Source organism: Neisseria gonorrhoeae, from assembly GCF_003315235.1.
Taxonomy (GTDB): Bacteria; Pseudomonadota; Gammaproteobacteria; order Burkholderiales; family Neisseriaceae; genus Neisseria; species Neisseria gonorrhoeae.
This window is the reverse complement of record NZ_QNRU01000003.1, coordinates 83884-101279: the sequence shown is the minus strand read 5'-3', so window position 1 is coordinate 101279 and position 17396 is coordinate 83884. Positions and strand designations below refer to the sequence as shown.

The 17396-nt window shown below is 42.7% G+C and carries 19 protein-coding genes; 1 reads left to right on the top strand and 18 read right to left on the bottom strand.

Annotated elements, in window-relative coordinates:
* Positions 1–296: 296 nt before the first annotated feature.
* The 18 genes from DFR77_RS02620 to ung form a co-directional block, all read right to left on the bottom strand.
* On the bottom strand, positions 297–638 hold the full coding sequence (locus DFR77_RS02620) for a hypothetical protein (protein WP_003693945.1): 342 nt from the start codon (positions 636–638) through the stop codon (positions 297–299).
* A gap of 225 nt (positions 639–863) precedes the next feature.
* Positions 864–1445, bottom strand: a complete 582-nt coding sequence (locus tag DFR77_RS02615) for a hypothetical protein (RefSeq protein WP_003693182.1) — start codon at positions 1443–1445, stop codon at positions 864–866.
* A gap of 9 nt (positions 1446–1454) precedes the next feature.
* Positions 1455–1970 carry a DUF3275 family protein gene (locus tag DFR77_RS02610; protein WP_003693183.1) on the bottom strand — a complete coding sequence of 172 codons (516 nt, stop codon included), beginning with the start codon at positions 1968–1970 and terminating at the stop codon, positions 1455–1457.
* A gap of 1184 nt (positions 1971–3154) precedes the next feature.
* Positions 3155–3604: a DUF3577 domain-containing protein gene (locus tag DFR77_RS02595; protein ID WP_003693186.1), complete on the bottom strand. Its 450-nt coding sequence runs from the start codon at positions 3602–3604 to the stop codon at positions 3155–3157.
* A 263-nt stretch (positions 3605–3867) separates the two neighbouring features.
* Positions 3868–4422 carry a YcbK family protein gene (locus tag DFR77_RS02590; RefSeq protein ID WP_226876103.1) on the bottom strand — a complete coding sequence of 185 codons (555 nt, stop codon included), beginning with the start codon at positions 4420–4422 and terminating at the stop codon, positions 3868–3870.
* 121 nt (positions 4423–4543) lie between these two features.
* Positions 4544–5083 (bottom strand): hypothetical protein, encoded by a 540-nt coding sequence (locus DFR77_RS02585; RefSeq protein ID WP_003693190.1) that lies wholly within the window; start codon positions 5081–5083, stop codon positions 4544–4546.
* A gap of 14 nt (positions 5084–5097) precedes the next feature.
* Positions 5098–7137 carry a DNA topoisomerase 3 gene (locus tag DFR77_RS02580; protein ID WP_003693191.1) on the bottom strand — a complete coding sequence of 680 codons (2040 nt, stop codon included), beginning with the start codon at positions 7135–7137 and terminating at the stop codon, positions 5098–5100.
* A 191-nt stretch (positions 7138–7328) separates the two neighbouring features.
* Complete coding sequence (locus tag DFR77_RS02575) at positions 7329–7760, bottom strand: single-stranded DNA-binding protein (RefSeq protein WP_003693193.1); 432 nt, start codon at positions 7758–7760, stop codon at positions 7329–7331.
* Between the two features lie 533 nt (positions 7761–8293).
* Complete coding sequence (locus tag DFR77_RS02570) at positions 8294–8839, bottom strand: hypothetical protein (protein WP_228841904.1); 546 nt, start codon at positions 8837–8839, stop codon at positions 8294–8296.
* A gap of 95 nt (positions 8840–8934) precedes the next feature.
* Positions 8935–9984: an AcaB family transcriptional regulator gene (locus DFR77_RS02565; RefSeq protein ID WP_003693198.1), complete on the bottom strand. Its 1050-nt coding sequence runs from the start codon at positions 9982–9984 to the stop codon at positions 8935–8937.
* A 191-nt stretch (positions 9985–10175) separates the two neighbouring features.
* On the bottom strand, positions 10176–11693 hold the full coding sequence (locus DFR77_RS13645) for a hypothetical protein (RefSeq protein ID WP_003693200.1): 1518 nt from the start codon (positions 11691–11693) through the stop codon (positions 10176–10178).
* Positions 11693–12442, bottom strand: a complete 750-nt coding sequence (locus DFR77_RS02555) for a hypothetical protein (RefSeq protein WP_020996825.1) — start codon at positions 12440–12442, stop codon at positions 11693–11695. Before DFR77_RS02555 ends, DFR77_RS13645 begins: the two co-directional genes overlap by 1 nt.
* A gap of 2 nt (positions 12443–12444) precedes the next feature.
* Entirely contained in the window at positions 12445–13050 is a 606-nt protein-coding gene (locus DFR77_RS02550) for a hypothetical protein (protein WP_003693204.1), read from the bottom strand.
* Positions 13040–14560, bottom strand: coding sequence for a ParB family protein (locus DFR77_RS02545; protein WP_003693205.1), 1521 nt, complete (start codon positions 14558–14560; stop codon positions 13040–13042). Before DFR77_RS02545 ends, DFR77_RS02550 begins: the two co-directional genes overlap by 11 nt.
* Positions 14557–15444: a ParA family protein gene (locus DFR77_RS02540; protein ID WP_003693207.1), complete on the bottom strand. Its 888-nt coding sequence runs from the start codon at positions 15442–15444 to the stop codon at positions 14557–14559. Before DFR77_RS02540 ends, DFR77_RS02545 begins: the two co-directional genes overlap by 4 nt.
* 240 nt (positions 15445–15684) lie before the next feature.
* Entirely contained in the window at positions 15685–15867 is a 183-nt protein-coding gene (locus DFR77_RS02535; protein WP_003704052.1) for a hypothetical protein, read from the bottom strand.
* Positions 15868–15922: 55 nt separating this feature from the next.
* Positions 15923–16057, bottom strand: a complete 135-nt coding sequence (locus tag DFR77_RS14345; protein WP_012503610.1) for a hypothetical protein — start codon at positions 16055–16057, stop codon at positions 15923–15925.
* Between the two features lie 181 nt (positions 16058–16238).
* Positions 16239–16898 carry a uracil-DNA glycosylase gene (gene ung / locus DFR77_RS02525; protein ID WP_003688628.1) on the bottom strand — a complete coding sequence of 220 codons (660 nt, stop codon included), beginning with the start codon at positions 16896–16898 and terminating at the stop codon, positions 16239–16241.
* 80 nt (positions 16899–16978) lie between these two features.
* Between ung and DFR77_RS02520 the strand changes: the two genes are divergently transcribed.
* Positions 16979–17386 carry an NfeD family protein gene (locus tag DFR77_RS02520; RefSeq protein ID WP_010358123.1) on the top strand — a complete coding sequence of 136 codons (408 nt, stop codon included), beginning with the start codon at positions 16979–16981 and terminating at the stop codon, positions 17384–17386.
* The last annotated feature ends 10 nt before the right edge of the window (positions 17387–17396 follow it).

Genomic DNA, 17396 nt, shown 5'->3' with positions numbered 1-17396 from the left:
CGTAAATGTTGTAGCAGACAATTTGCATGACAGTCTCCAAAAAAACAGGGGAAAACATCCCCCTTTCGGAGACGCATCCCCATAGGGTTATAGAAGTATCAAAATAAGGTGAGTAGTCCCAGTAGTATTAAATAAGTGCAAGCCAAGCTTATACTGACAAGTCTTGCACTAAATTAATTCATAAGGGTTTCTTTATTTTGCGTTTCACGCAGATATAAAAATCCCACCGGATGCCGGAACATGGTGGGATTGAAGGTTACAGATAAAAAGCTCCGTTTAACGGAACGGGTTTAATGTTACAGGAACTTCGCGGCAGCAACGGCAACGGTAGTCGTGATACCGATAAACCAATAAATTGCATTGATTTTAGTATCGATTGCGCTAAACCGTGCATCTACACTTTTTTCAAATGAGCTGATACGGGCATCTACACTTTTTTCAAATGAGCTGATGCGGGCATCTACACTTTTTTCAAAAGCGTCCAGTCGGGCATCGAAGTTCTGGGTCATGAAATCCAGTTTGTTCAAAACCTTTTCCATGTCGTCCTCCGTTTTCAAATCGATTAAGGCTACTATAGCAGCTGCATCCTGACGGTTCAAGCCGGACAGTACCTCATGCTTTTCAGATAGAGTAGGCATAAAATCCTCCTAAGTTTGGGAATATGCCTCCCCATGGGACGTATATCCCCACAGGGTTGGTAAAATTGAAAAATGCCGCAACCATACGAATACGGCCGGATAACCTCAGCAGCAATATCCATCAACGGAATATACAGTCCGTCATCTGTGTAAAACTCTTATGTAACAGACTTTTTCAGAGAGCCTTTGCAAGGCCGTCTGAAAAAGCCCGCTAGGGGCTTCAGATTAAGTATGTAAGCGGCCGCTTTGTAGCATAGCGGTCAAACGCACATCAAAATCTTCCGGGATATCAACTCGTACCGCTTGAACTCCAACTACTGCGTACTCTTCATCTATACGAGGAGTAAACCGCATGATGGATTTATCAGCCTCAAGTACCGATAAAACAGCATTCTGCCAATGTTCCAATAACGGTATATCGGAGAGTTGCCGCACCAGTTCCCAAGCTGCCTTGTCCAAGTCTGCGGTAACATCATCCAACATAACCCAACCTGTTTTACTATCGAAGTTAGGTTGAATCAGAATATCCGAATACAAAAACATGTGCGTGACCGAACCATAATTAAGAGTCTGATATTTCGTCATGTATTTGCTCAGATTCAAGCAATGCTCGGCAGTCGTCAGGCGCGGACAGCTTAAAACCTCCTCCGGCCGTCTAAAACCAAGCCGTTCATTACTTACTTGCAGTTGAGCTTGGAAGGACAACATGTCTGCATCGCGGCCGTGCAGAGAAGCAAACATCAACTGTCGGTTCCAAATGAAGAAGGCATCGGCCATCAAATCATTGCGGGAAGTCAGGTAAAGCATTCCAACCTCCTATTGCAGACACCAAGTCTGCGACTGGGGCCGATAGGAATACCCTGCCTCCTTCATCATTGAACGGGCTATGTTCAGCTCGTCACGGTCTGAAAGGATATACTCACCCAAACTGATATGCTCCCGGTTTTGGGCGATCATTTCGCCGACCTGATCCGCAGTTTCCGCGTATTCAGGCAACCGGATGCCGTTTTCAGGAACCGGATCGAACGGATCGGATGGATCATCTTGCGGAGAATCCGACCCGGAAGAAAATTCCTGCGCAAATTCCGCCAGATGTTGCCAGTCAAGAGCTGCATCTAAGTAAGAGGTGGCGCCACCACCCCACTCATAAGCCTTAACTTTGAGCTGTTCAATAATGAAGTTTCCTTGGTATTCACCAGGCTCAAACTGTTTCAATATTGGGTTTTTTACATCAAATGTTCCAATTGATGTAGCTAATTTAGCTGTTTTGAAAGGGCCTCGGCGACCCTGTATGACTTGCACCGTCAAGGTGCCGGAAAGATTGATGGACATGGTATCACTCCAAAAGAAAAGGGATACCGGCCGCGGGCAGATATCCCGTGGTTGGGAAAAAACAAATTAGCGCTTAATAGCACTGTAAATCTTATCCAAATATACTTTTTGGGACATACGCAGTCCCAATCTTGTAAAAATACGTTTGTCGTTATCCAATGCCCGAATAGCCATATTCAACGCTACGGAAGCGTTTTTATGGCTATGAACATCGTTGACGCTCCTACAATACCGATTGACCGCCTTTTGGGTTCGTATTTTCGAAATACGGCCATCCGCATCAACAAGTAACAAATGATGTTCTTGTATGCATGAGACGACAACTTTCCGATGAGTATGTCGGTGGGTGAGGATGTCACCGATACGTATTCTTTCCGGTAGTAAATTTGGGGGAAGGATGGCACCTGAACGGTGAAAAGATAGATTTAGATTCATGGTAATACTCCAAAATAAAGGGTACACCATGCCCATTCGGGGAAGTGTACCCCGATGGGTTAAAAGAAATCTGCTTCAGAAAAAAGCAGCTGTACCGTACCTGAAACAGGCTTGCAATCAACGGCTATGCAATGACAGAAAAAACAGTCTGTCAGCTGTATAAAACTCTTGAAATACAGATTCTCTGAGCCGTTCTGCAAATATCAAAACGTCTTAGAGAACCTGCAAAGCAGGTTCAAATGGGGATTACCCTGGCTAATGATTACCTAGTCCGCACCGACGAAGTAATCAGATAATGGTCTGGATAGTAATAAAACCGTAACAATTACGAATAATTGCGCGCACTGGTTATACGGCTATACGCAGACAGAAGAAACGGTCTGTCAACCGGGGAAGCTTACCTGAATGACCTATGGTAGGGAGGGGCATTCAGGTAAGCTGCCCAAAGGGCAGCCTTCAAACAGTTGCTTCAAAAGCAACAAAAATAAAAAATTCGGATTGTTAAAGAACTGTATTTTTTTACTGATGCTCACAATAGATATGAGCATCGATAAAAAAACAATATTGCTGAAAGCCAAGTCTTTGAGGGGACTTACCCTTTGCTTCACTATAATTCAGGAGTTGCTTGGAAAATTAAACCGCCGTTTCGACAGAGGCTTAATTTTCCAAGCAATGAGCTGGAAAACTAAGAACGGGGAAGCCCGAAAGCTTCCTACCATTCTTAAATAATCAAAATATTCAATAGCTTTCTAAGAAGCATCAGGATTATTTTGGGTTTCATCTTGAGAGGATGATTGATACCACATATCGCCATCCACTTTAATAAATTTGAATTTCAACAACCGACCGTCGATACTTAAAGTTTCTAAAACTTCGCCCGTCTCACGATTGTTAGTTTCAAATTTTAAAGGTTGAATATCACCGGCACGGAAACCGACCACGACAGTCGGGCGTTCACGGTAATTTTTAGACAGCAATTGCGGAAATTCTTCCAAAAGGCGAGCAAAGAGCTCTTTCGCTTGACCTCCGACGATACGAAGATCGAAACGGGTTTTCTCCCCATTATCACCTCGGGAGGCTTGGATCGTACAAGCATAATAGTTGGAAGATTTTCTCTTTCCTTGAACTTCACGTGGCCGGTTTAAAAAACCGATACCATCTGCAGTCAGGTTAAAGTAGTTTTGATTAGATTGAGTCATGATATATCTCCAAAAAAACAGGGGATATATCAATCCCAAAGGGGACAGTATATCCCCAAAGGGTTAAGTTGCGGCTTTCACGGTAGCCGAACTGACTTAGAAGCCTTAAAGGCTGGCTGAAAAAGAAGTACCGTAAATTCGACGAATCGAATCTCATTCATGAACGGCTAAATGACGAGACTTTTAAGAAAAGTCACAAACTACAAAAACAATTACAATATATTCCCGATAATTTCGTATGTCAATATTTTTTCGTAAAATCTTTAACCGCGCCAATGCCGAACCCTGCCGGTATCCAAATGGACAAAACTATTATAGATACCAATACCGCCCACATTGTAGTATTTAGCCATTTGCTCAAGCTCGCCAATGCCCACCCCCCTCATAGTAAAGTCAACTGCTTTACCACGCATATGAAGTGAGTTTCTAGCAGCACCCTCAATAGTCGCATTTCGTCTTGGCGTTCTATATGCACTATTGATCGTAATCACAGGGTTTGACCGTCCTGATTGCCGTGCCCACTCCTGCATTGCATACATCAGGTTTAAAAGCCCTACGTCAATTTGAACCATGGCATTTCCATCTTTCGCATCACGCATCAGCCAACAGGCATTGCGGTAAGCATCAAGATCATATCCATTTTGTTGCTGAAAAAAACGGATTTCATGTTTCTCGCCAGTATCTGCCCGTTTGCAATTGATTGTACGGTCTCGTGACCAAAAATCAGCCATACTGGTTGCCGCTACTACATCTTTAGGCAATAACAAACCGGCAGCACCGGTCGTATATAGGGCGCCAACGCCGACAAACTTTTTCAAAAAATTTCTTCTATCCATCTGAAATTCCAAACCAATGACTCCAATCAAATTTTAAGCAACACTCAGTATTGATATGCAAACTTCCCAGTATGCTGGTAGAGGGCAACATCTTTGAGCTTCCTCAATCTCTGACAGCCACAATATCCATCGAGCACGTTTTGTTACTCTGTATATTCTTAGAAAGTTCTTTATTAAAAATTGAAAAAATTGAATCTTGGTTAAAAACCAATTTAACAAAAGTGCCAAAGAATGATATACAATAAAACAGACGAAAAAGTCCGGATATTGCTTTTGCAAAATGTGCCGGATCCTGTAACATCATGAATACTCGATGAAACGCTTCAGGATTGTCGGTGTTCAACCACAGTAAAAACAAGACCCCCAGCGGCAGGGCAGTAAGCGCAATTATTGCGGGTTTCAATAAAAATCCTAGTATAGATTTAAAGATACTCCACCAGAGGCTACTAGAATAAAACACTCTATATTGCAATTCTTGCAGTTCGCCAGGTGAAATACTCCCTACTTGAATGCCATTGATGTAAATGAATAAATCTTTATTAGCGTTGTATTGCTCCTTGTAATTATGGTTTTCATCTAGCACATACTCTATACAAGTATTTCCGAATATTGAATCGGATAATTTTTTTACCAGCTTCTTCATTTCAAAGTCCTTTTTTATTTGACCCATTCGAAGTGTTTACATTCGGGAAACCTACTACACCCCCAATACCGCTTATCAGGGTTTTCCTTGAATCCTCTCTGTCTCAGACGGCCTTCCTTACAGGTCGGACAGACATCGTCTTCATTTCGAGCGACCGCCTGTTTTTTTGTACCAGCTGAATCCGTCTGTTTTGGCGGACGAGCTTTTCCTACAGCATCCTTTTTCGCCTGCCCAACCAGCTCTGTGATCACTTTCTGCTGATAAGCCATAAATTCAGCTAAAGTTAATTTGCCGGCTTCTATCCCAGCCAAAGCCAGCTCCCATTTGGCTGTCGTTATCGGATCGGCAATCATAGTGGGAATACGGGCAATCAGATTACGGCCTTTTTCTGTCGCATAGATTTTGCTCCGTTTCTTTTCCATATAACCCATTTCAAACAAACGATCGATAATGGTAGCGCGAGTGGCTTCCGTTCCCAAGCCTTCCGTACTTTTGAGAATTTTTCTGATCTGTTCGTCTTCTACATTCTTCAAAAAGTCCTTCAAAGTCTGCATCTCATCGAGCAGAGAAGCCTCTGTAAAGCGCGGTGGCGGCGTGGTCTTTTTAGTTTCGGGATTGAAGGAAAGCGTGTCGACCTCATCGTTGACTTTCAGATGTGGTAGAGCAGGACCTTCATCGATTTGATCGCCTTCAAACACGTCCTTGCCCAAAAGAACCTTCCAACCGGAAATAACCGGTGATTGGCTGGAGGCTTTAAACAAATGTGAACATGCCTCAACCTCAACTACAGTAGAGTCATATTCAAAATCTGGATAAAACTGTGCGATATAACGGTCTCGTATCATTCGGTACACCGTTAATTCATTCTTATCCAGGACTGACAAATCAAAATTACTGGCCTTGGTCGGAATAATCGCATGATGGGAATGTTTGTTTACCTGGTTATCGTTCCATACCCTTGATTGACGTTCGGGATCAGCTTTTTCAATCACTGAAAGCATGGATTTATCGATAGTCTGTATCGCGGCAAATACATCTTTCACTTCACTCATCTGCGATTTTGGCAAGTATCTGCAAGGGGTGCGGGGATATGACGTGATCTTGTATTTTTCGTAGAGGGTTTGTGCAATTTTGAGCACTTTGGAAGCCGATAGGCCAAGTTTTTTACCGGCTTCTTTTTGCAAAGCCGAAAGGCTGTACGGTAACGGGGGCGGGGTGCTTTTACGCTCTTTATTTGAGGTAATAACCTTGCCTGTAGATTTCTCAAGCTGTTTGACAAGTGCCTTTACAGCCTCAAGGTTGGTACAGTATCCGTCAGTATTACGCCAGTTTTCAGGAACCTGCCACAGTGTAGTAAACACTGACTTGTCTGCTGTCTCAAAATCTACTGAAAGGGTGTAGTAGTTGTAAGGCACGAAAGTATCGATCTCTTTATCCCTTTGGACTACAAGCTTTAAAGTCGGTGTTTGAATCCGTCCGATCGACAAAATATGTTCTCGGCCATATCCGGCAGAATAAGCAGCTGTGTAGGCACGACTCAGGTTCATACCTACCAGCCAGTCGGCGCGGCCGCGCGCCAAACCGGCCTGATATAGGTTTTCTTTATCCTTACCCGGCATTATTGAAGATAAGGCTTTTTTTACCGATTGGGTATCTAGGCCACTCGTCCAAAATCGGGAAATCTTTTTACGGTAGCCACAGTAGTCCAATATTTCACGGGCAATAACTTCCCCTTCACGGTCTGCATCAGTAGCAATCACTACTTCATCTGCTTTGGCCAACAAGCTTTTAATGACTTTAAACTGCTTCGATACCTTCGGCGGTACCTGCATCTGCCAAACTTCAGGGAGAATGGGCAATGCGGAGATATTTCCAAAGTCAGCATATTGTTCGCCATAAGCATCTGGCGCGGCCTGTGTCAGGATATGACCAAATGCCCAGGTAACAATAGTGTCTCCATTCTGAAAATAACCATCATGCCTCCCGCCAAGAACACCAAGCACTTTACCGATGTCCTTAGCTTGAGATGGTTTTTCACATAAAAACAAACGCATTTTAAAATCCCAAGCTTTGCTTCAGCTGCAAAACAAGCCAAGATGCGATAGTCAAAAAAGCCCAAATTGCCAAAGCAATTAAGCCACCATAAATAAGGGTAACAATGAACATATCCTTAAAGTCAGCCCATAATGCAGCAAGCCAACAGTTCATTTCACGAAAAAAGGAAGTATTCTTCGTGGCCATATATTTACAATGGGATGTCATCATCAGCGTCTTCAACGTGATTATTGTCCTGAGACTGCTCACGTTTAGGACGCAACTTGATAGCTTCTACACGCTCAGTTGGAACAATGAATACATCTTGAACACGCAATTTACGAACGCGAACTTCAATACCGTCACGATTGGTATAAGACTCGTAACGTTCTTCACCGGTAACGAAAACCGGCATACCGACCTGTAATATTTTATGGAGATGGGCAGCATCACGATTCCAGTATTCGCAAGAAATCCACTCCGTTGAAACCACTTCTGATTTACCTTCGGCATTGCGTTTGAAATTAGGTGAGGCAACTGAAAAATTCAGTACGATTGAGGCTTCATCGTTTTTAGGGCTTGCTACAGGACGCAGATTAAATTCAGCACCGAGATTGCCACGAACAAAAAGTTGAACTGACATATTTTTCTCCAAAAAAAGGATTTAAAAATATGACAGAAAAGACAGGGTAAAATAACCCAATATGAGATTAAGGGTTCTATTATCATAACTAAATAAATTCCTCTTGTCAACTAGCAACTATTACAAATTAAACCTTATGCTATATCTAGCTAAAATGCCCACGGACAGTCATCGGCACAGAACCGAAGTTGACGAAAGCCGATGAATCCGCCGGCGGCATCCACTACTGTAACGGGGCGTTACAGTCATCGGCACAGAACCGAAGTTGACGAAAGCCGATGAATCCGCCGGCGGCATCCACTACTGTAACGGGGCGTTACAGTCATCGGCACAGAACCGAAGTTGACGAAAGCCGATGAATCCGCCGGCGGCATCCACTACTGTAACGGGGCGTTACAGTCATCGGCACAGAACCGAAGTTGACGAAAGCCGATGAATCCGCCGGCGGCATCCACTACTGTAACGGGGCGTTACAGTCACAAAAAAACCATCACAAAAGTGATGGCAAATGATTTTTAAGGCTATTAAATATCTTACTTAACCATGATATTACTAGGAAGATTTTTGCGATCCAAATTTTCAATTCTTAAAATTTCATCAAAAATTTCTTTCATCGAAAACAATTCTGCCAAGTCTCCGGCAATCTGCCTACCTCGGCAAAAATACTGTCTGCAATCAAAATAAACCTTCATATGTAATAACCGTTCATCAAGGCTGGCATTCGTATCATCCAACGCCGTACTAATATCGGCCCATTTAAAAAACTTCTTTCTCGACATACGGCCACTGGAAGAAACAACATTTTTGAAAAAAATCATATTCGGAATATAGTATTTTTTTAAATCCAAACCAGCCAAACTTTTATTACTCAATTTCAGATGTTCTCTTACTATAGGATATATGAGATTAAGGCCCTGACATGCTTCATGAAACGACTGAGCTTCATCAATTAATAGCTCGAAATCAACCAATTTCAATTTAATTTCTTTTTCTAAATCCTCAATCCCCCTTACCCTTAAAAGCCTTTTGTATTCCCAAAATTTTAAGTATTTTTTCATACCTGATATTTGAGTATTCATAGTATTCATATCACATCATAAAAAAATCCATACAAACAAGGGCCAATCAATACCATCTTAAAACTCGATTGTAACCCCACGTTCCAATTTCACAACTAGCCCGATAATCCATTGTCACGAACAATATCAACCAACTTATTGAGATCCTCCTGATTCATTTTTCTCTGGATATAAACCAAAGAGGGTTGTGATTCATACACCCAAACAGACAATGGAATTCTAGGCAGAATCTCTTGCTCAACAGCAGATTTCAACTTCGACAACTGCTCTGGGTCAAGCAGACTGTCACGTCGAATGCTCTTGATAGCCCTGGTCTCCATTACCGCAATATATAAATCATTCAGTAGCTTTCTCATCATCCGACCGCCATTATACAACGTGTCATTACATTGTTTATTAGCCATCATGCCTTTGATATTAAGTGTCTTAACGGCACATACAAAACTATCGTAATCCCGCAACAATTTAACCAGTTTGAAACCATAAGCCCGCAATACATTCAATCTGATATGAACAGGGTTATTGTTCTGAATCAAGGTTATCTTCATACCTGCAGCGGCCAAACTATCAATCTGAGCATGAACCTGTTTTTTCACAGTCTCAAAAAATTCCTCAATTTCGGACATCTGTTTTTCAATCTGCAATAACCGACTTTGGGCATAAGGATTATCGGACATAGCCATACCAAACAACTCGTTACTGAGTGTCAGACCATATCTGATTCCCGGCCAACGTGGGCCGTTCTTCTTGTTGTTATTGCCCTCCCACATACGGATACCTTGCTTGGTATGCATAAAAAAACCATCATCACCGGAAGAGGTCAGGCTGCCAATATTTTTAAACCGGTCGTTCTCAGAAGAAAGAATTTCATACTCCCCCCAAACCAAGTGATGCTTTCGACCTGTCTCCTTTTGTAGATGTTGCTTGAGCAGCAATTCATGTGCTTTAAACTCTTCCCACTGTTGGAACTGTTCGTCATCCTCAGTCAACTTTTGATTGACCTTATCCCCCAAAGCCAAAGCAGCACGAGCCATATCGTAACCGTCACTGAAAGGTGACTGTTTTGTTGTGACTTTGAGATCAAATTGCTGTGCAACATGGATCGCACCAGGTTTGATGATATATCTTTGTTTTGCAAATTCCATTTTTAAATCCTTATAAGTTATTAAAAAGAGCTTCATAAAGCACTGTTGTTGCATATCAGAGGCTAATTAGTCATGTACACCATCATATCTGTCCTTTGCCGATGACTGTAACGCCCCGTTACATCCGCTTCGAAGTAATAGATTTATTCGTCTTTCAAAAATTCATCAAAAATATTTTTTTAAATTAAATTTTATCTTTTGGAGTAGAACTTTCTTAAATTATTGCGGGCAAGCTCGACATCCATGGCATCTAATGAGTCCTGTTTTTGGTTATTCTGCTTTTCAAGATAAGCCTGTAATTTCTGATCCTGCTCACGCTGGAATCTAACCTGTGGGGCGACAAGAGCAGTAAAGTTACCTTGCGAAGCGCAGCGGCATAGGTTAATCAAAAGACCAAGGGGGCTAGTAACTTCTTTTTTCTGTCCCTGGATCTCATCCAAGATTTCCTGCCTCAAAGCCCAGGAACTTTTTGAGAGATGTTTTGTAAAAATCAAATCCGCCTGTTGACGCATTTGCACATTAAAAAGTTTTGGATAAATCAAATCAACATCATCAACCACTACCACATGATCTTGTTCGGAAGAACGTGGTTTGTTGGGTTCAACAGTCATGTAGTTGTAGTTATAAACCCCTTTGTAATTTATATAATAAATAATCTGCCGATTCGGCAATTCTGAACTTCCCCAATCGACACTTATGAATTTCCCACTACGACCTTTCTTAAAATTCCAATTCGACACATCCGAATATTCCCTTTCGACACTTCCGGATGTCATACTTGGGAATAGGGGGGCATCACCCTCGAAACCGCTCTGAAACCCTTTATCCAATCCATTTGGCCCTTTCCGCCAATCACATTTGGCCCTTTCCGCCAAACTGAGAATTTCGCGTTTTTTGGAGTTATATGGACTAAAGCCGTCGTCCTGTTTGCCAGCTAGAAGTTTTTTGATGGATATAACAATATCGTGACCATTTACCAGGGTAAAAATACGGCGGCTGGCCAAGAAATTTCTCTCATAAATGAGATTTAAATTCTTCAGCCTATTGCGAGCTGTCAATTGAGATTTATAAGAGAGAGAGGTTCTTTCCTCCCAATCAGCAGCAGTCAAAGTAGCAAAGGCATGACGTTGTAAATGTGGATTTTGAGAAACCAAACCAACCGCATCATTTAACACACACGACAATAATACAGCCGAGTTGATACAGCCTGTAATAGAAACCAGGTCTCGGTGATAAGCAATCCTTTTAGAAAAGTGTTTTCTAAAATACAGGGAACTTGTGTTCTGTAAATCAGCCAGCGTAAGTGCAAGTTGATCGTCAGTACCGCTCGATTTAGCGATCAACTCAGCTATGGCATCCAAGTTCACTTTGATTGCTAAAGCAGCCCCCACACCTTTACGGCATGTTTGAATAAGGTTTGTCTCAAGAAGCTTGTTTTTACAAGTGCGCTGCTCTCTCACTGTCAAACCAGTTTCAGCTTCCATCTGAGCAATAGACTTGAAAATCCAACCATCCCGTTCGGCAACCTCTTTGCTTACTCTTGTCCAATAGATTAACTGAGAAAGCATTGCAGCAGTCTTCAGAGAGCCTGTAATATCAATTAAACATCGATAGATGGCAACCCTTCGACCACCTTGCAATGCTTGCCAGCATTGTGTCAGTTCAGAGTTAAATACTTTGGGAGGGGGTAATTTGGTGGCGGTAACCATCACACACATCCGTTCAAATATTCAGAAGTAAGATCAGCAAGCATTTTCAAGCTGTATCTACAACGTCGCGCTGCTGGCATACCATCAACACAGCTCTCAATCAAACCAAAAGAGGTTAATTCGGCAATAGCTCTTTCCTGTTGCCGTCTTGACAACATTGTTGAATAAAAAACGTGCTTTTCAGCTGCATGAGTCCAAGGAGACCAGTCACCACGCTTACTCAAATCTTGATATTCAGCTTCACTTTGAAGAAACGACAAATACAAAATGGATACAAAAGCAAGACCTCTATCGGCTAATGTCTTCAGGTGAAGTTTATTAATCGAAATAGGGGGCGAAACCATGTCAAGTACATCTGATTTACCATGTTTACTTACCAAATCCTCAAAAAGAGCATCATTCAATGTGAATTGTGATTCGGTTGGCGCTACGGTTCTCCGATTAAGCAAAATACCTTTCTGCAGAAGGCTATTGCGAATATTCCGCCACTGCTTTGCGGTAATACCTGCTTCATTAAACAACAGATCATTATTCAGGCTTACCCATTCGCCAGGCAGACATTTCTCGACAAACCAACTCAAAAAATATCCCTCTGAAACAGAACCGACCGCCTGAGCAAACTGACGCACATATGTGGCCGGTTCCTCCCACAAGGCAACCAAGCTACGGATAAAGTTATCGGTTGACATGTTCTTAGATGGTACAAAACCAGTCTCATAATCATAGGAAGTAGAGAAATCCATATACATACTCATACTCCAAAGAACTTTACATCGTTAATTATTGAATGTAATTGGGCAAGGCTATAATCGGGGAATTCATCAATCAATAGCTGGTATCTAATAAACAAATCTGGCTCTTTTTCCGACTTACTCCATGCCTTCAATACCCTGACGCGAACATCAATAGATGGCATCACAATGCGCCCTTTAACGACAGGAATATTCATTTCTATACGCAATTTTTTAATTTCCGCCTTAGAAATTAATGAACATAGATTCATAATCATCAGATTGCTGGCCTTATGTTCTAACATCCATTTAAGACGCTGCATCTGTTCCATAAACCTTTGTTCGTAATGTTCCATTTCTGAAATTTTGCTTTTTAAAACCTTCAGATCAATGGAGTAGGTCACAACATCAGGACACATGGATGCTAATTTCTCAATCCGCTTCGGGTTCATTCGTTTGAGCGTGTTCAAAACATCCTCATGTTCACGAGCAACCAAAGCGTTATAAGAAGATTCACGCGGCGTATTTGGTGCGGATGCCAACCTTGTAAGTGCAAGATTGGTATAAACCGGATCCGTATTAAAAAGTCTATAAATGGGATTACTAATTAAAGGCTTACTCCTCACTCTTAGCTCCCGTTTTTCTCAAGTTGTTGTACTGTGTGCTCAGAGATAATATTTCTACGATATTGGCGTGAAATTCATGGCTGGTATTAGTTTGCCAATTCAGTAAAGAGGCAATAATGTTCTCTTTATTACCAATTCCGCAGTTCGTATATTCGTCGTACTTATCGGGGTCCTCGTAGGCAATACGAAGCTTTGAATCACTTTTAAGTGTCAGCAGGGGATTGGAACTATCACCAACATCAAACATAAAGGTGTCGATTCCACTAAGCTTCCATAAGAATGTGAAAACATTTCCGGCTTCTTCATGCAAAACATCAATAGCATAGATGGCATTTCCGGCACTTGATGCTGAAATATGCTCAAAAGCCGGATATTCGACATACCAGCCGTATGGAAAGTCCTTATGAATCTTAAAGCAATCGGACAGACTCACTTTGGCTAACAGTTTACGAACAGCAGAAAACAGTTTTTTGCTGGTTTGCTCCAAAGTAATCGGTTCGGCTTCTTTCGGCTCATCCTCTGCATCAGCTTTAGTACCATTTACTTTGGCTGGCACAAATTCCATATCCGAATCCTTTGACTCAGTGTTGTTTTCCGATACCTCTTTTTGATGCAAATTGACATCTTGTTTGACGGCTGTTTCAATTTTGTCTTTATCAGAAGAATTTTCTGTTTCAGAAAAGGCGTCAGAGCCATATTCAAATTTAAATCTGTCGAGCACGAACTGATAAAGCTCATGCACGTCTAACTCTGTTGCAGAATATTGGTTATGCCACTGCTCCAGTACATCCGACCACAAATATTGGAAAGAATCGTCCAACTGAATTGATTTAGAAATTGAGAATAGGGTAGAGTGAAGTTTTTTAATTTCTTCTACTTTTGCATGGGAAAGTTTGAATGCGTATTCTTGCAGCTCTTGTAAATTATCGGAGGCAAAAAAGAATAATCCTAAAGTCTTATGAGAAACCGTAAGGCCTTTATCAGAAAACATCACTTCCAGTTCGCGCAAAGAAAGTTTCCCTGAGTCAGATTCATCTTGGAAAATATCGCGGATTTCGGCATATTTACAGGCCTTATCCCAAAAACACATTTCAGCACGGAGTTCATTTTCAACAAGATGCGCAACCTGCAATGTAGTTTCGTCAGAGTAGGGGATGTAAATACAAGGCATCATACGGAAGCGGTTATCACCAGTTTCTTCCAAGAGTTCGCACAAGATTTTGAGACGGGTATTACCACCCTGTGCCAGTACATATTTACTTTCACCAGGTCTCTGGGTAACGTGTACAGGTTGTTGAATACCTGAAGAACGGATGGACTCTTTGATGGCCGCGTAGCTGGAAACATCATGTAAACGGCGAGGGTTTTTGTCAAAGAAATCGATTTCGCTGATTGGCAACGACATTAACATGCCCCGAGAAGGAGTATCCTCTTGGCCAAAACTCATATTTGTCTGTGCAGGGGTACCGATGTGCAGGCTCAAGGTTGCTTTATTTTGGTCCAAATTCATGATTGCACCTCCTTTTGCAGCAGGCTGGCCATGTCATTGAAACAGCTTCCACGCAGGTTCTTCTGTTCGATACCAGGGAAAATCTCATAAACAATACGGTGCATGATTTCATAAGCAGGCAGCATCTTTCCAAGCTGTTTACGCTCATGACAATGAACCGGGACTCTTAAAGTTGTAGCTTCCTTATATGCTTTGGCAGCAGGAACTGCTACGCTTAACAATTTACGTCTGTCATCTAGAGTATTGCTAAAGAAATCTTTGATAGAAGATGCGATGAATTTCGCATCATTGGTACGATCTTGTGCGTAGATGATGGCTCGTAATTGAGGCATCGGGATACGCATTGCTTCGCCTTTTTGCAGACGCTTTAGAAGTTCTTGCGTACCGGTAAGGAACTCACGGGCACTCAAAACTTCGGGCATAATTGGGCAAAGCAGGCATGTAGCAGCAAATGCTGCGGTATCTAAGAGAGGACCAACTGCACCCTGAGTATCGATTAAAACCACATCGTAGTTATTCTGTATGTATTGGGAATGCAGTTTGCTTTTGAGCAAGAAGGCACGGTCGGGACGAGAGGTTACTTCAGTCTCGACAAAAGCAGAAATGTTATTGGAAATAACAATGTCTAAATTCGGAAAAACGGTATTGGAAATTGTCGAGCGGATGATTTCTTCGGTATTTTCACCGAGAAGTAATTCAACAATACCATTTGGAGCGCGGTGGCTTATTGGATAGTATTTTGACAATGATGGCTGAACATCGCAGTCAATCATTAAGACACGCAGTCCGATATCAGCGAGAACAGCAGAGACATTAGCAATGAGTGTTGTTTTACCTACGCCACCTTTTGTAGCGGCTGCAGACAATATTACGGGTGCGGACATAATATTTCCTTATATTTAATTGATTTATAAAGAGAAAAACATCCGCAATCGAACAGGTTTAAAATATGAAATTTACATATTTATTCTAGTTCGCATAATGTATATTATGTTAAATTTATAATGGATTGAATAGATATTTTTACAATCTCATTCAAAACTCAGACACTTAAAAAATTTAATCAGAACAAATAAAAAAGCAAACAAAAATATCCATCTTTCAAACTCATATTTTGCAATAACCTAGATAAGCAAGAACAGGGGCAGAACGGATTCGCCTTTGATGTGGTGGTAGGCAACCATTCCAATATGTCCCAGCGACAAAAACAGCAATGAAAATGCCAGCGTGCCGTGAATTCCTCCGCCATTGCCGATTTGACGGGCAATGCCTGCGGCGGAACAGCGAGCATCAGGGCATACGCCCAATGCCCAATTTGGTGACGGCGGTGTTGGCGGGGCGGTTTTTACGTTGGCGGATTCCCTACCCTACGCACCAAACAGACAATATCAGCAGCAGGATTCTGACTGCACGGATATGTTGGTATGAATCGTCCGCCCAAGCGGAAAAGGCTGTCGCGCCCAAAACAGTGGCAAGAATAAATTGCTTGAATTTCATGATGTTGCTTCTTTTGCACAAAGCGTTCGGAATAGTGAAGCCCGCAGCCTATGGCTTTGCGGCAGTCGCAGCTTTACAAGCGGTATTGCAGGAAACCTTAAAACACGATCATTGCATCAAGAGCTGTTCGAATTCCGCCAAATGAACCTGACACGCAAACTTTGACGCTTGAATACGGCATTCATAGCTTCCAGTTTATCGGTTCGATACCGTGTTGACTCAAATAGCTGTTTGCCTGTGAAAAATGGCGGCAGCCAAAAAAACCGCGATATGCCGACAGAGGAGACGGATGAGGCGCGGTCAGTATCAAATGATTTTGACTGTCTATCAGCCTCCCTTTTTGTTGTGCATACCCACCCCACAACATGAAGACAAGGTGCTTGCGGTGTGTCGCAAGCTGCCTGATGACGGTATCGGTAAAGCGTTCCCAGCCTAAAAGGGCGTGCGAATGCGCCTGTCCTGCACGCACCGTCAAAACCGTGTTCAGAAGCAATATGCCCTGCTCCGCCCACGCTGTCAGGCAGCCGTGCGCGGGAATGGAAAAGCCTTCGATGTCGGTTTCCAATTCTTTGTAAATATTGAGTAAAGACGGCGGTATGCGGACACCCTGCCGGACGGAAAATGCCAAACCGTGCGCCTGCCCTACCCCGTGATACGGATCTTGTCCGAGAATGACGACTTTGACCCGGTCGAACGCTGTCAGCCGGAATGCGTTGAACACATCGGCCTCCGGCGGATAGATAATTTGCCCCGACAAACGTTCCTGCCTGACCGCATTTAAAATTTCCTGAAAATACGGCTGCTGTTTTTCGCCGCCGAGTGCATCGTGCCAAGTGTCCATATCTGCCCTATCCTTTCAAATTCGGCTATACTGCTGATATTGCGTTATTTTGTCAAACGACGCGCTTTGTGGGGAAATGTATGACTGTATGGTTTGTTGCCGCTGTTGCCGTCTTAATCATCGAATTATTGACGGGAACGGTTTATCTTTTGGTTGTCAGCGCGGCTTTGGCGGGTTCGGGCATTGCCTACGGGCTGACTGGCAGCACGCCTGCCGCCGTCTTGACCGCCGCACTGCTTTCCGCGCTGGGCATTTGGTTCGTACATGCCAAAACCGCCGTGGGAAAAGTTGAAACGGATTCATATCAGGATTTGGATATCGGAAAATATGCCGAAATCCTCCGATACACAGGCGGCAACCGTTACGAAGTTTTTTATCGCGGTACGCACTGGCAGGCGCAAAATACGGGGCAGGAAGTGTTTGAACCGGGAACGCGCGCCCTCATCGTCCGCAAAGAAGGTAACCTTCTTATCATCGCAAACCCTTAACACTCGGAGG

Coding starts and splice junctions, on each gene's coding strand:
- DFR77_RS14345 (WP_012503610.1), bottom strand. CDS start 16,057: ATGAAATTCAAGCAATTTATTCTTGCCACTGTTTTGGGCGCGACAGCC.
- DFR77_RS02615 (WP_003693182.1), bottom strand. CDS start 1,445: ATGCTTTACCTGACTTCCCGCAATGATTTGATGGCCGATGCCTTCTTC.
- DFR77_RS02555 (WP_020996825.1), bottom strand. CDS start 12,442: ATGTATATGGATTTCTCTACTTCCTATGATTATGAGACTGGTTTTGTA.
- DFR77_RS02575 (WP_003693193.1), bottom strand. CDS start 7,760: ATGTCAGTTCAACTTTTTGTTCGTGGCAATCTCGGTGCTGAATTTAAT.
- DFR77_RS02610 (WP_003693183.1), bottom strand. CDS start 1,970: ATGTCCATCAATCTTTCCGGCACCTTGACGGTGCAAGTCATACAGGGT.
- DFR77_RS02540 (WP_003693207.1), bottom strand. CDS start 15,444: ATGTCCGCACCCGTAATATTGTCTGCAGCCGCTACAAAAGGTGGCGTA.
- DFR77_RS02565 (WP_003693198.1), bottom strand. CDS start 9,984: ATGGAATTTGCAAAACAAAGATATATCATCAAACCTGGTGCGATCCAT.
- DFR77_RS13645 (WP_003693200.1), bottom strand. CDS start 11,693: ATGGTTACCGCCACCAAATTACCCCCTCCCAAAGTATTTAACTCTGAA.
- ung (WP_003688628.1), bottom strand. CDS start 16,898: ATGGACACTTGGCACGATGCACTCGGCGGCGAAAAACAGCAGCCGTAT.
- DFR77_RS02570 (WP_228841904.1), bottom strand. CDS start 8,839: ATGAATACTCAAATATCAGGTATGAAAAAATACTTAAAATTTTGGGAA.
- DFR77_RS02545 (WP_003693205.1), bottom strand. CDS start 14,560: ATGAATTTGGACCAAAATAAAGCAACCTTGAGCCTGCACATCGGTACC.
- DFR77_RS02595 (WP_003693186.1), bottom strand. CDS start 3,604: ATGACTCAATCTAATCAAAACTACTTTAACCTGACTGCAGATGGTATC.
- DFR77_RS02520 (WP_010358123.1), top strand. CDS start 16,979: ATGACTGTATGGTTTGTTGCCGCTGTTGCCGTCTTAATCATCGAATTA.
- DFR77_RS02585 (WP_003693190.1), bottom strand. CDS start 5,083: ATGAAGAAGCTGGTAAAAAAATTATCCGATTCAATATTCGGAAATACT.
- DFR77_RS02620 (WP_003693945.1), bottom strand. CDS start 638: ATGCCTACTCTATCTGAAAAGCATGAGGTACTGTCCGGCTTGAACCGT.
- DFR77_RS02580 (WP_003693191.1), bottom strand. CDS start 7,137: ATGCGTTTGTTTTTATGTGAAAAACCATCTCAAGCTAAGGACATCGGT.